The organism is Azotobacter armeniacus (assembly GCF_054779355.1).
This window is the reverse complement of sequence record NZ_BAAGYK010000032.1, coordinates 1-12,310: the sequence shown is the minus strand read 5'-3', so window position 1 is coordinate 12,310 and position 12,310 is coordinate 1. Positions and strand designations below refer to the sequence as shown.

Here is a 12,310-nt window from a genome sequence, read left to right as displayed (position 1 = left end):
CCCGAGCCATTCTGGTCTCCTTGTCCGAGCGGGAGAGGAGGACCGAAATGACCAGGAAGAGCAACCCCTGTATGTCGAATTCGTGTTTTCAAAAAATGCTCTAGACATCAGCATCGCTGAGCTGTCCCGCCGGCTGGGCTTCGCCCATGAAACCCGGTACGGTCGCGCCCAGGTCGGCAAACGCCTCGCAGGCCCGGCGGCAGCGCCAAGCGGTCCTGGTTCAAGGAATCAGGATCACCTTCTCGCTGCGCCCTTCGTCGACGTCGGCATAACGCGCAGGGCCCTCGGCGAGGGGGGACTCGATCAATCCATCCGGAGCGGGCAGGGTGCCGTCGTCGAAATGCCGGCCAAAGCGCTCCAGCATCCGTGCGCATTCGGCGCAGCCGTAGAGCAGCGAGTTGACGCCCACCACCGAGCCGCCGCAGCGATACAGGTCCAGCGCGGGCAACTGCACCTGGACGTCGACGGGCGCCGCGATAATCGCGACGCGTCCAAAGGCCGCCAGCGCCGGAACCGCGGCGGCGAGCCAAAAGCCGGTGGTATCGAAGATCGCCTGTGCACCGCCTTCGAACACCTGTTCGACCTGGCTGGGCAGCGCTTCCGGAGTGGTCAGGGCAGCGCTTCAAACCCCTTGGCCTGCAATGAAGTCTCGATTGCGCTAGGGCCTGTTGACGATTCACATGGGGAGCCATAGAAACCCACAGGCCATGGCTACCATGCTCTCGTAATTTCGCTTCAGCTTGTCGTAGCGGAACGCCACGGCGCGGTAATGCTTAAGTGGTGCCTGGCCAATAAATTTCCGATTATAGAATTAAGCCGAGTACATACTCCCTAGTATTAGGGCGTATTACACACCGAATCGGCAGCCAACTTCCGCTGCTTGGACTGGCGGGCTTGCCCTTGATAAGGGCGCCTTATTCCATGTGAGCACCCGCACCGCCTTGCAGGCAGGTGCACGCGGTATGGTCAGGTGTACTGCCAATCGACGGTGACAGAGGCAGTTCTCGGCTCATAATTAAGAATTCACAAATCACAATTAATTTTTCATAACTAATAAATCATAATTGTGATTTATAGCCGGCCTTTTCCAGCTGCTCGCGGATCAGGGCGCTGATGGTCTTGGGCCCCTTACCCGAGCGCTTATTCTGCAGCGCCTGGTCCTCCAGTTGCTCGATCATCACATCGGGCAGGCTGATGGTGATGGGCTTGGGCTTCGCGATGCGCTTCGGCGCTTCGGGCTCGACCACTTCGCCATAGGGCTTGTCAGCTAGCTCGCGGACCAAGCGGTCCACATCCTCGGACGATGGGACTGGCTTTCCGCCTTGCTGTACGCCGGCACGGGCGCTTGGGGGCTTAATGGCCATCGAGTACCTCCTGAACCAGCGCCTCGATCTCGGCAACAGCGCTGGGGTTGTCGGCTTCAAGCACGGATTTTCCCTGGGGAATCACGTCTCGATAGACCTTGCGGTAGTAGCCCACCGAGTTCAGGGCCTGGATCTCGGGGAACTCGGCAAGGTACGCCAGAAACTCCTGACGCTCAGTGCCTTTGACGGACGGATTTGTGCTGGCCATCGTCTGGTAAGCGACGACCCGTAGCCCTGGGTTCACGTCGCGGACCCGTATGATCTGCTCCTGCAGCTCCGACAAGGTGTCGAGGTCAAGCTGGCTGGCCTGGTGTGGAGCGATGATCAGATTGGCCACGGCGGCCCCCGATATCAGCTCGCGGCTGTTGCGACCAGCCACGTCAACCAGAACGTAGTCGTATTTCTCGCCGAGAGACTTCAAGGCGCTGGCGATGTTGTCGCGCTTTTCCATCGGTGTAATGGCCGGCTGCAAGCTGTTTGCCTCCCGCTCAGCGTGCCAGCGCGAGCCACTACGTTGTGGGTCTGCATCGACGAGGCAGACTTCCTTTCCCCGACGGGCGATGGCGACTGCCAGATTGGTGGTAGTAGTCGTCTTACCTGCGCCGCCTTTGTTGCAGCCGACGATAATGATCATCCCTGTGACCTCACAATTATGAATTAATATCCAATAAAGCATAATTCATAATTCGTAATTGTGAAAACTCCTCAAAGCACCGCATTCAGCCGGCGCAGAGCGGCTTCCCTCGATTCACCCGGGTACGCCAAGCGGCTCAGCTCGGCCTCACTGAGGGTGCGCGGTTGCTCTAGGTCGAGTGCTTGCTTAGGAGTAGCTTTGTGCTTGGTCGACATGTTGGTCTTGGTCTCCTCTTTGGGAGCGAATGTAAAGATCAGGTGGCTGACTTTTCGCCCGGTTTTGCGTTGATCCCAGGTTACGTGCAGAGGAGAGTGCTCATTTACCTGTTCAACAGCAGGCTCGATGACCCACTTTTTCAGGTCTTTGATGGACGGATAGCGATCCTCCAGCTGAAAAACCTGACGCAACCAGTCGAGTTCGACTTCCCGTTGATATCCGACGCCGCGCCACTGCACCAATAGCTCGTACAAGCGAACGCCGTAAGCACTAGTCATTTTGGCCACGTCCGCGATGGAGTAGATCGTGTAGCGCTCGGAGAGGTCGGCCAGGTAAGGCAAGATCGCCGTGGTGAATTGCAACCGAACTAATCCGTCTGAAGGAACGTAATCGACCAGTTGCACCCACCGAAATTTGCGTTTCGCAGGGCTCCCCCCATCAGGGCTGTAGGGCACGCTGACATAGCGCTCGAACAGCGTCTGGGCAGCCTTTTCCAGCTCCTCATACGCGGTTTGCCGGGCGATACCCGAACGCTCGGCAATCTCCAGTGCCCGCACCTCATAGAGAATCTGATCACTGATTGGGGCATCTCTTCGAACCTGTGCGATGCAGGCAAGGATGACACGATGCTCACCAAGAGTAAGCCGATAGGCGGCCTCAACGAGGGCGTTGGATTTACAAACTCGTAGATTCGGCATGGAGATCCTTTCTGCCTGTAATGCGGATCGGTGGCTTTGTGCTTGGTAAGCAGCCAACCACGCAGGCTGTGTAGCTAACCATTTTAGGAGTTCGTCTACAAGACTCCCATGCTGTTAGGTTTTCCTCCCTTTATTTGTCAGGTTTTCCTCCCTACTTCGTCAGGTTTTCCTCCCTACTTCGTCAGGTTTTCCTCCCTTTATTAAGGCTGAAACCCCCAGCTGGCGCGGCTTGCAGCGTTCCTAAAAGGAGAAAAGGAGAAAAGGAGAAAAGAGACTTGCCCTTTTCGGGCTGTGAAAGCTGAAAAGCGAGCTCAAAAAACTTGTCAGGTTTTCCTCCCCTTATGGGAAGGCCCTTCCGAATGCCCTCCAAGCCGCATCCGCATCTAACCGTCCCTTCAGAGTCCAACACACCCGCAGGTTCCGAAATGACCTGCATGCTGGCCTACCGGTAGTAGCTAACAGGTTAGTTGTCGGTACGCAGTACACGGCACACCTTAGGGACTTCCTCCCATTCGTCGCCCCTGAACAGCCGTCCCACCTGCAGCTTTTTGCTTTTCGTGCTTCCTTTCGAGCCAAAAAGTGGCGCGAAATGGCCGCACAGCCGCCATTCGATTGCCGATCATCAGGGCTCCATCCACTGAAGCGAGAGTCCTCATGTTCCTGTCCTTCCTCAAACGCTGGTTGTTCGGCGACAACTACGCCTCGCTCTTCGCCGAGGCACCCCATCCGGCCGAGCGGCTGATTCCCCCGGAGCTTCGCCCCTACCTGGAAAACCATAATTGGCGGAACCTGCGCTACCCCCCCTATCAGGAAGGCTATCCCGGCAAGGTGCAAGGCGAGTGGTTAATGCGCCACTACCAGCGCAAGCTGATCGACCGCATCGCAGGCTCCATCGGCCTGCCGAAGGACGAGTACCAGCGCTACGTCGAACCGATCCTGATCAACGTCGCGGAGCTGGCGCACCTGCTGCCGGCCTCGGAGAACCATCACCACGCCGGTCCCGGCGGGCTGCTGCGGCACAGCCTCGAAGTCGCCAACCTCACCCTGGATGGGTGCCTGACCACTGCCTTCGACACCGCCGAGACGCCGGCAAGGCGCAGCACTCGCCGGTGGCGCTGGAATGTGGCGGGCGTCGCGGCGGCCCTGCTGCACGATGCCGGCAAGGCCATCACCGACCTGCGCGCCACCGACTTCGAGGGCAAGCTCGAGTGGAACCCCGGAGGGGAAACCCTCCACCAGTGGGCGGTGCACCACAAGCTCGATCGCTACTTCCTGCACTGGAATGCCCAGCGCCACGAAAAGCACATCCAGGTCTCGGTCGCCCTGGCGCAGAAACTCATACCCGACGAGGTGGTTGCCTGGATTCTCGAAGGCGGGCGGGACATCCACGAGGCCCTGCTCGATGCGATTGCCGGTGCCGAGAACGGTTCGCCCCTGACCGGGCTGGTGCGTCGGGCGGACTCGGTTTCGGTCAAGCACGACCTGCTCCGGGGGCCAAGCCATGCCGAAGACAGGGAGACCGGCGTGCCGGTCATCCGCCTGGTCAGCGACGCCATGCTGCGCCTGCTCGCCATGGGACAGTGGACGGTCAACACGCCGGGCAGCCGGGTCTGGGTGGCCACCGATGGTGTCTACATCGTCTGGCACTACGGCGCCAGGGAGCTCGTCGAGCTGCTGGTGAAGGACGGGATCGCGGCCATTCCGCGCGCGCCGGAAACCCTCCTGACCCTTCTGGCGGATCATGGTCTGGCCCAGCGTCGGGACGATGGCGAGCTCTACTGGCCCGTTACCCCGCACATCCTGTGCAAGAACGGCAAGGGGCCGATCCTGCGCTGCCTGAAACTCGGCTCCCCGGAGGTGCTGTTTCCGCATGTGCCGGTGCCGCTGCCGACCTCCATTCGTCTGGGCAAGGCGGGCGAGCAGGTCGAGCTGATCGCCCCCAACGAGCAACGTCCGCTCAAACAGGCAAGGCCGGTTTCCGTGTCGACCGCTGCCGTCGAGCGACCCGCGGTCGAGCCTGGCCAGGCCACGCCGAACCGGCCCAACACCGAAGGTGCTCCGGAGCCCCTACGAAAGGCTATTTCGGCATCCGGCCTGCCGACCGAACCCCGTATCCCTTCGCCATCGGATCCGGCGGCCGCCACAGCACCGCCCCGGCCTACCGTCCCCAAACCGACAAGCCCAAATACCCAGCCAGGCAAGGACAATCCGGAGGTGGCTTCGGAGCTCATGCCCCCGGACACCAATCCGCCTGCGCCCGTTGCCGAACCGCTGCCCATGGCCCACGCCCCCTCGAACCCCACACCCGAGCCGCCGGAATTTCCCCGAAAAAATGCTCAGGGTAAAATCTCGCTGGCCGAGCTGCTGGGGGAACCGAGCCCCCCGCCGCTCCCCCAAAACCCGCCCCAACCGCGTCCGGAGCCCTCCAGGCCGCGGCTCAAGCTCCAGGGGCACGCCGCTGGGCGGGTGACACCCAGCCAGGAGGCGCGGCTGACGCCGGCGGAAATCGCCCTGCTCAACGCCCAGCCGGTGTTGGCCGGCAAGTTCATCGCCTGCCTCGACCGGGCGGAAGCACTGCGCACGGTCGCCGACCGGGTCTTCGTGCCCCTGGGCAAGACCTCCTTCGACGACGACGACCTCCTGCCCCTGTTCGACAACGACTGGCTCTGGCGGGACTTCACGCGGGAGGGGGCTCCGCTCACCCGGCTGGTCAACCGTCGCCAGGGATTCCTGCTGACGGTTCCGCTGAGCGCGCTGTTCTGCAAGCTGGGGGAGCTCGACTGGGGAATCCCCTACATCGGCTCTCTTCCAGAGGCCGAAATTGCCCCGTACCACGGCTACCTGGCCGCGGTCCTGGCGCAAGCCCGGCCCGAAACGCCGGGGAACGTCGACACCCTGGCGATCAGCGAGAGTCGGCTCGAGGCACTGGCCAAGCAGCTGGATGTCTCCAAGCGGGACGTCGAAACCGCCGTGCTGAGCCTGCGCGATGCCGTCAGGATTCCGGTTCGTAAAAAGCTCTATATCCGCGCCCGGCCCGAGGAGGTGGTGTCCCTGCCGAATTGAGGGCGATGAAGGCCAGCCTTCCCTGGGAAAGGGCTGGCCCGTTCCGATCAGGCACCGACCTCGCGCCATGGCTGCCAGGAGGCTGCAGAACGCGCGCGGGGACACTCGGCATGGTCGACCCCATAGGGTGATCGAGAAAACGCGCCTATGGCCCGCAGAGAGGCCTATCATCCGGGAGCACGGTCCACGGGACGGCCAGAGCCTGGCTGTGCCCCCTGGGTAGTCGTCCAGCACGACCCCGCAGCGGGGCCCGGATAGGAGAGGTTATTTCCATTCCCTCCGGCCCGACCTCGGGTAGAAATCGGCCCCCCTCTATCATCGACTACCGGCCGGGACACTCTTTTCGAGTCAACTTCCCCTGGCCCCGATGGGTTGCGAGTTTCCGCCTCGAAAAATGATTCGATCGCCAGGTGATCCAATTACCAGGTCACTGGTCCTTACCGACTTTGTTGCTCGCACCTTATCCGCGGTAATGAATGGCAGAGTAGTCATTCGGTCGTTTTGTCGATCAATACCCGCAGAAAATACCGGCCTGCTCGCAATATCGACTCATACGGCGCTTGAACGACAGGAGCCACATGGCCAATAGCAACAGCACTTCTGGGAAATTTATTCCTTGAGAGGGATAGGGCATTTTTCAAACGTGTAATATGTATTTTCCCGCTGGGAAGGAAGTAGCTTTTGACTTGAAGAGTAAACTACCAAGCCAATATTTTTTACGGTAAATCCAGAGCGTGTTTCCATGGAGGGGAACAACCGTTCTGCCATTTCAGACATGCGCTGATTCCCATGCAAAAGATTTCCTGCGACTTCGCCTTGAATCACTTCGGCCCCTGCACGGAAACTTCGCAACGGCCCTGCGCTGTTTCTTTGGAAAGTGGGGGACCCGATGCTGCCAGGAGCACTTTTTAAAACTCTGGATAGGCAGGCATGCTCTCATGCGTTGAAGTCGGCCATGGCCATTGCCGGTGGGCCATGCCGCTGCGGCTCGGCTCTGCAAGGTTCCAAATCGCCCACGATAGCGGAAGCCCTTCGCTTCGCTGGACCCAACCGCCGTACGCCATCGCCTGCCCGGGTTACCGCCATTCATCCCGAACCGCCCGGCGGATTTTCTCCCGTTGACTCCGGCCCGTTCAGGTCGGCCACAATCCCGCTGCCCGGCCATCGATCCGTCCTTGGGAATGCCCCCTCGGAGTGGCCCGATCCCCCGCAACCCTCCGCTTCGCGACACAAAAACAGCTGAAATGGCCAAAACAGCTGACAGGACTATTACTATCTATTTCAGTCAGCTAGCTCACTGAAATAACAAACTCGATGTTTTCAGCAGTCTGCGGCCAATCAGTGAAAATGGCCCGTCCCAATCAGTGAAAGCCGCGTGGCTCTTGGCTTTCAGCCATTTTTGGTTGGAAAAATGCGGAGGGTGGGTGAGCCAATCAGTGAAAGCGGCTCGACCTAATCAGTGAAAGTCTCCCAAAAATGTGCTGAAAGCCGCGTGAGCTCTGGGCTCAGCACATTTTTCAATGCCCTCGGCCAGCCCCCGATCGGCTCCTCGCCGAAAAATGTGCTGAAAGAGGCCCCGCGAAATCTTCTGAAAGCGGCCTCCAAATGTGCTGAAAGCCGCGTCAGCGCCGGGCTCAGCCTTTTTAGAGGGGTATGTGTGGCGTTTACGACACCCCGTTGTGAAGCAGGTCATCCATGACCTGGACTTTCTGGTAGCGCCCCGTCCACGCCAGTGTGGTCTTGCGCAGGGCTCGGTTCTCCGCAGCCAGCTGACGCAGTTCCGCCAGTCGGGCTTCGTAGTTCCTCACCAGCAGCAGGAGCGTGCCTTTCACGAAGCTGAACGCCCCGGGTGGGTATTTGTGGCGTGGCCCTTTCGGGATCTTCCGCGCCACGGCATTCCCTTTTCCGTCTTCCCGGACGTAGTGCACCCGAACCCAGTAGAAGCCCCAGGCGTTGGGGCTGATCTGCTGGACCCAGATCAGAATCGGCACATGGGTTTTCCCTTCCTCGCCAAGGAGCTGCTGGGCCTGCTCGAAATACTGCTCGGCCAGGCGCTTGGCCCGCTCCACGATCTCCAGGTAGACCGTGTCGAGGAATTCAACGGATAGCTCGGTCATTCGCTCGGTATCGATCATGGGTCATCTCCCCTATGGCTGGGAGGTATTTTCGGCAAGCCCAACGGCTTTGTGCGGCCTTTTCAGGCCATTTTCTGGCTTGAAAGGGCCGCACAAAGCTTTTTCGAATCAGGATCATCGTCGGTGCGGTGTCATCCAAGGACCCTTTGGCAACCGTCCTGTGCAGGGATGGCCCCGCGGCGCGTCCCGTCACCGGCCCATCGGCTGAGCGGCTCCCGAAAATTTTCTGAAAGCGCCTCTCGAATCTGCTGAAAGCCCCGTCAGGACTGGGCTCAGCCTTTTTTCGGAAGGCTGCAAAGACCGAAATCGGAAACTCTTCTGAACGCTGCCGGCCCATCTCCTGAAAACCTCTTCGGAGCGGGATCACAGTCCCCCCCGTCGTCATCGGCGGGCCGTTCGATGTCGCTTCGATACCCGCCCGGCCCGATTGAACGGCTGGGGCTCCCGCTTGCTCGGCTGTCGTCGCCATTCGGCGACCATTTGGCGACCCTCCGTTGTCCCCCGATCCGACCCGGGCTGGGGCGTACCCAACCTGTCGTCATTCGAGCACCGTCTGGTGTGCATTCGCGGGAGGCTCGCCGAACACGGCCTGCAGCTTTTCCCTCAGGAGACTCGGTTTGGATCGGCCTGCCCAGCCAGAAGGGCGTTGGCCCGCGCACGGCAAGGCCGTCCCGCCTGGCCTTCGAGGCGGCGTCGAGGGTTTCGCCGAAAGCATCCTGGAAATAAAAAGAGAAGCCCCGTCTGAGAGGCTTCTCTCCATTGGAAAGTCAGGGGGGCCTCAAAACGAAGGCCGGAATTCCCACAAATAATTTCCCTGGCATGCCGAACTCGATAAGGCCGTTCCTGTTGGGTTCGTCAAACGAGGGGAAATAGATTTCCCAGGTTATCGCTTTCCGGCCTGATAACTACATGCGGATAGTCATGCGGGCCAGGTGGGTAAGCCTGGGAGGCATTGAATGACCCCACTCAGTTCACAAACCAGCGCCCGAAGCGATACACGCCATAAACCGACAGAATATTTCCTGCGAGCAGGACTTCCGAACTGTCCAGCCATACGGAAAGTTTGAGCACGCTGCCGAACAGCAGCGCGAACAGGATCAGCGTCAGCGGAATGCTCAGCAGTTTCATGAAGAGACTGCCGCGCAGCGGACTGGGCTCCTCCAGTTCGTCCCAGTATTCGGACAGACAGAATGGGCAGCAATTGGAGATGGGTTTTCCGCCGCCGACTCTCCATCCATTAACGCCTGGGAAACTACGGCTGTAAATGACGCGTGGCACCATCCAGCGATGACAACGCCTGCACAGCACATGACTGCCTGCCATATCTTTTCTCCTGATGGGTCTTTTTGCGGAGTGGACGTCCCACTCCCCATCGAGGCTCTCATCCCTGGGGCAAAACCCAAGTCGGGGTCTTGGCACTGTGCACATGTCCGCTGCCGACGCCGGCTTCAGCCCTTGAATTGTCCTTTGAAGATTCGGCGCAGAAACCTGTGCCGGCGGACTTGGGTTTTCGGGCAGCGGTGTTACCCAGGAGATGCATCTCAACCCAAGGAGGCTGTTCATGAACCCATTATCCCTGCGGGCCGAGGCGATCGGCCTGGTCCTGTTCTCGTTCCTGCCCGTGGCCCTGCTGCTGGTGGGCGGATTCGCCGTCTGGGAGTGGTGGTACCTCGACCGCTTGCCGATCGAGGCCGCCGCCACCCATGGCCTGGACGAACGCCTGACGCCAGGGGTGCTGGCGGTCGTGGTGTTTGCCCTGTGGATGGGAGGGCTCCTGGCTCTGGTCGGCCGGGTCCTGGCCTTGCGGGTCATCGCCCGGTACCGCTGGCCGTTCAGCGCTTCGTGCGCCCTGCTGCTCGGTATTCTGTGGGTGACCTGCCAGACGCTGGCCCTCTGAGGAAAAGGGGACCGCCCTGATGAGGCGGCCCCTTTGCCAGCCCATCGATCCTGGCTGGCCACCGGCGACTTTCTCCCGGGCGACTGTCCCGCAATGCGGTACACCGATCACCCGTGGTTACCGCAGGTGAACCTGGGCCGTCAGCTCCCACTCCGGCGGCTCTGGAGGGGAAACGGCCTGGCGAAAGCATATCCCCCCAGGCTGGACGATCCGACTGAACCTTGGCGCCCGGAAGCGGCCTACGGGATAATGCGTGGCTTCAAGGAACGCCGTAACGGATACGCCCGCTTGGATACGAAACAGCTGCTCGAAGCCGAAATGCGCGAGGCCCTGGGACTGGCGCCCGCCAAACCTGCGCCCAAACGATCCGGACAGCGTCCGTCCTACATCCTGGTGGAACTGAGTGTTCGCAAGAGCAGTGGCGGCCCCGCCTTTCGCTTCGAGCACCGGTCCCGTTCGCTCAGCACGCTGGAAGCCCAGCTCGAGGCCGAAAAGATCGTGCGCCAGAAGGGCTGGGACGTTTGGGCCGTGCTGGACGTACGTCAGGTCTCCGAATAACCCCACGGCCTGCGCTTCAGGCCTTCACCTCCCCGCCATGGAACATGCCATGAACAAAGCCGAGCTCATCGACGCCATCTCGACCGCCACCGACCTGCCCAAAGCTACGGCTGCCCGCGCGCTGGACGCTTTCACCGCCAGCGTTACCACGGCCCTGCAACAGGGGGACGACGTGTCCCTGGTGGGCTTCGGCACCTTCACCGTGAAGGCGCGTGCCGCCCGCGAAGGTCGCAATCCGCAGACCGGGGCCGCGCTCCAGATTGCGGCCGCCAAGCTGCCGGGTTTCAAGCCGGGAAAAGGATTGAAAGACGCCGTAAATTAGTTCTAGTTAGAGGTTTCGGTGGCGGTAGCCGCCGTTGCGAACGCTGGCCAACCTCACTACAGCCACGCTTCACACAGTGTTTCTGCCTGATTGAGTACCAGGTTGGCGATCACTTCGTGAGCGATCTTGGCCTGCACCTCGTCGTCATTGAGGCCCAGTGCATCGCCGCTCAACCAGGGCATGATGCGGGAGCGGCTGGCTGACCGGGCGTATCTGCCTGCTCCGATACCGGAGTTGCTCGCCATGAATGCGCAGACATTCCGTTCCTTCATGCATTTGAGCTTGTCCAGCAGGTTCCCGCGCTCTGTCATTACTCACCTCCCTCTTCAAATGGAAACGATGCTCTTGACGATACCGGGGTATCCGTCATTCCCAACATGATCCACATCCGAGGGTGGGCTGTGCGGCCTTTTCAAGCCATTTTCTGGCTTGAATTCCCATACTCAAACGAGGCTCCGCCCCCAGTACACGGTGAAAAATGTTGACGCTTTAACGAATGCTCACTAAGGTTGAGCTACTTGAAAGTGGTAACATTGTAGCTACAAACAATTAAGAGGTGATATCATGGCTGCCGTACTTAAAACCACTGACGTGCGCTGCCGCATCGAGGCGGATTTGAAGGAGCGCGCCACTGCTGTACTGCAGAGCTGCGGCCTTAGCGTCAGCGATGCGATGCGCCTCTTCCTCCGCCAGGTTGTTGCGACTCAGGGACTGCCCTTTGAGGTGCGTATGCCTAGCGAGAAAACCACGCGCGCCCTTGCCCAGGCTCGCGAGATCCGCCGTCAGTTCGACTCTGTGGACGAGATGTTGAGGGAGCTGGATGGCGAAGCAGGAGAAGAAGCAAAAGCGCGCGGCACTGCCTAAGCGCGTTGCGTACACGGCTGAATTCAAGAAATCCTGGGAGCGTTATAACCGAGCTGGCCGCCGCGACATGAACGCAGCCAGAGAGGTTATGGCACTTCTGTTTCTGGGCGAAACGCTACCGGCCGAGTACCTGGATCACGAGCTAAAAGGCGACTGGGACGGTTCCAGGGAGTGCCACATTGGAGGCGATTTTCTCCTGGTCTACCAAGACAGCGGTGATCTGATTACCTTCGTTGACCTCGGCACCCACAGCGAGCTTTTTGGCTAGCTGTAACGACCTGCAAACGAAAACGGTCCGACCTGCAATCAAGGCGATTTTCGACCGGGATTAACAGCGACTGACCGAACCGGCCAACCAGCATTATTAACCCGGCAATCAAATACCCAATCTAAGTGGCATAACGCATCGACGCATGCTGGAAGTAGGCAACTACCCGCTCCGGGGTTTTGGCCAACCAGCTCATGAATGCCTCGGCCTTCTCCAGCAATTCCGACTTGTTTCGCGCCCGGTCACTGGTGCGCAAGCGTGTCTTGAGGTCGCGGTTCAAATACTCGTCCG

Annotated in this window: 12 protein-coding genes and 2 pseudogenes; 6 read left to right on the top strand and 8 right to left on the bottom strand. The window is 60.1% G+C overall.

Translation table 11 applies throughout. The features are described from left to right. Positions 1 to 220 precede the first annotated feature (220 nt). The 5 genes and pseudogenes from ACYVD0_RS06775 to ACYVD0_RS06755 all read right to left on the bottom strand — a co-directional run. Positions 221 to 642 (bottom strand): annotated as a pseudogene (locus tag ACYVD0_RS06775) (quinone oxidoreductase family protein); the annotation flags it as partial. A gap of 34 nt (positions 643 to 676) precedes the next feature. Beyond that, a pseudogene (locus tag ACYVD0_RS06770) lies at positions 677 to 784 on the bottom strand (IS5/IS1182 family transposase); the annotation flags it as partial. A 274-nt stretch (positions 785 to 1,058) separates the two neighbouring features. Further along, positions 1,059 to 1,364, bottom strand: a complete 306-nt coding sequence (locus ACYVD0_RS06765; protein ID WP_090730436.1) for a hypothetical protein — start codon at positions 1,362 to 1,364, stop codon at positions 1,059 to 1,061. Then, complete coding sequence (locus tag ACYVD0_RS06760) at positions 1,354 to 1,998, bottom strand: AAA family ATPase (RefSeq protein ID WP_460426107.1); 645 nt, start codon at positions 1,996 to 1,998, stop codon at positions 1,354 to 1,356. The genes ACYVD0_RS06765 and ACYVD0_RS06760 overlap by 11 nt, the downstream gene beginning before the upstream one ends. 71 nt (positions 1,999 to 2,069) lie before the next feature. After that, a complete protein-coding gene (locus tag ACYVD0_RS06755; RefSeq protein ID WP_089170171.1) occupies positions 2,070 to 2,912 on the bottom strand; it encodes a RepB family plasmid replication initiator protein in 843 nt (280 codons plus the stop codon). Positions 2,913 to 3,566: 654 nt separating this feature from the next. Between ACYVD0_RS06755 and mobH the strand changes: the two genes are divergently transcribed. Then, a complete protein-coding gene (gene mobH, locus ACYVD0_RS06750) occupies positions 3,567 to 5,975 on the top strand; it encodes a MobH family relaxase (protein ID WP_460426106.1) in 2,409 nt (802 codons plus the stop codon). 1,664 nt (positions 5,976 to 7,639) lie between these two features. Here mobH and mobI read toward each other — a convergent pair. Both mobI and ACYVD0_RS06740 read right to left on the bottom strand, forming a co-directional pair. Next, the gene (gene mobI, locus ACYVD0_RS06745) at positions 7,640 to 8,110 is read right to left on the bottom strand and encodes a conjugative transfer protein MobI(A/C) (protein WP_460426105.1); all 471 of its coding nucleotides are present in this window, start codon (positions 8,108 to 8,110) and stop codon (positions 7,640 to 7,642) included. 966 nt (positions 8,111 to 9,076) lie between these two features. Then, complete coding sequence (locus ACYVD0_RS06740; protein WP_460426104.1) at positions 9,077 to 9,433, bottom strand: hypothetical protein; 357 nt, start codon at positions 9,431 to 9,433, stop codon at positions 9,077 to 9,079. 238 nt (positions 9,434 to 9,671) lie between these two features. Here ACYVD0_RS06740 and ACYVD0_RS06735 point away from each other — a divergent pair, with 238 nt between their 5' ends. The 3 genes from ACYVD0_RS06735 to ACYVD0_RS06725 all read left to right on the top strand — a co-directional run bounded on the left by ACYVD0_RS06735 (position 9,672) and on the right by ACYVD0_RS06725 (position 10,887). Then, positions 9,672 to 10,007: a hypothetical protein gene (locus ACYVD0_RS06735; protein ID WP_460426103.1), complete on the top strand. Its 336-nt coding sequence runs from the start codon at positions 9,672 to 9,674 to the stop codon at positions 10,005 to 10,007. Between the two features lie 249 nt (positions 10,008 to 10,256). Further along, complete coding sequence (locus ACYVD0_RS06730) at positions 10,257 to 10,565, top strand: hypothetical protein (RefSeq protein ID WP_460426102.1); 309 nt, start codon at positions 10,257 to 10,259, stop codon at positions 10,563 to 10,565. A gap of 49 nt (positions 10,566 to 10,614) precedes the next feature. Next, positions 10,615 to 10,887, top strand: a complete 273-nt coding sequence (locus ACYVD0_RS06725; RefSeq protein ID WP_460426101.1) for an HU family DNA-binding protein — start codon at positions 10,615 to 10,617, stop codon at positions 10,885 to 10,887. Between the two features lie 56 nt (positions 10,888 to 10,943). Here ACYVD0_RS06725 and ACYVD0_RS06720 read toward each other — a convergent pair whose 3' ends face one another. Next, the gene (locus ACYVD0_RS06720; protein WP_460426100.1) at positions 10,944 to 11,198 is read right to left on the bottom strand and encodes a hypothetical protein; all 255 of its coding nucleotides are present in this window, start codon (positions 11,196 to 11,198) and stop codon (positions 10,944 to 10,946) included. Between the two features lie 253 nt (positions 11,199 to 11,451). Between ACYVD0_RS06720 and ACYVD0_RS06715 the strand changes: the two genes are divergently transcribed. Both ACYVD0_RS06715 and ACYVD0_RS06710 read left to right on the top strand, forming a co-directional pair. Further along, on the top strand, positions 11,452 to 11,751 hold the full coding sequence (locus ACYVD0_RS06715; protein ID WP_090903125.1) for a type II toxin-antitoxin system RelB/DinJ family antitoxin: 300 nt from the start codon (positions 11,452 to 11,454) through the stop codon (positions 11,749 to 11,751). After that, positions 11,708 to 12,019, top strand: coding sequence for a type II toxin-antitoxin system YafQ family toxin (locus ACYVD0_RS06710; protein WP_131255431.1), 312 nt, complete (start codon positions 11,708 to 11,710; stop codon positions 12,017 to 12,019). The genes ACYVD0_RS06715 and ACYVD0_RS06710 overlap by 44 nt, the downstream gene beginning before the upstream one ends. Positions 12,020 to 12,310: the final 291 nt, after the last annotated feature.

Coding starts and splice junctions, on each gene's coding strand:
- ACYVD0_RS06725 (WP_460426101.1), top strand. CDS start 10,615: ATGAACAAAGCCGAGCTCATCGACGCCATCTCGACCGCCACCGACCTG.
- mobH (WP_460426106.1), top strand. CDS start 3,567: ATGTTCCTGTCCTTCCTCAAACGCTGGTTGTTCGGCGACAACTACGCC.
- ACYVD0_RS06720 (WP_460426100.1), bottom strand. CDS start 11,198: ATGACAGAGCGCGGGAACCTGCTGGACAAGCTCAAATGCATGAAGGAA.
- ACYVD0_RS06755 (WP_089170171.1), bottom strand. CDS start 2,912: ATGCCGAATCTACGAGTTTGTAAATCCAACGCCCTCGTTGAGGCCGCC.
- mobI (WP_460426105.1), bottom strand. CDS start 8,110: ATGATCGATACCGAGCGAATGACCGAGCTATCCGTTGAATTCCTCGAC.
- ACYVD0_RS06765 (WP_090730436.1), bottom strand. CDS start 1,364: ATGGCCATTAAGCCCCCAAGCGCCCGTGCCGGCGTACAGCAAGGCGGA.
- ACYVD0_RS06735 (WP_460426103.1), top strand. CDS start 9,672: ATGAACCCATTATCCCTGCGGGCCGAGGCGATCGGCCTGGTCCTGTTC.
- ACYVD0_RS06740 (WP_460426104.1), bottom strand. CDS start 9,433: ATGGCAGGCAGTCATGTGCTGTGCAGGCGTTGTCATCGCTGGATGGTG.
- ACYVD0_RS06760 (WP_460426107.1), bottom strand. CDS start 1,998: ATGATCATTATCGTCGGCTGCAACAAAGGCGGCGCAGGTAAGACGACT.
- ACYVD0_RS06730 (WP_460426102.1), top strand. CDS start 10,257: ATGCGTGGCTTCAAGGAACGCCGTAACGGATACGCCCGCTTGGATACG.
- ACYVD0_RS06715 (WP_090903125.1), top strand. CDS start 11,452: ATGGCTGCCGTACTTAAAACCACTGACGTGCGCTGCCGCATCGAGGCG.
- ACYVD0_RS06710 (WP_131255431.1), top strand. CDS start 11,708: ATGGCGAAGCAGGAGAAGAAGCAAAAGCGCGCGGCACTGCCTAAGCGC.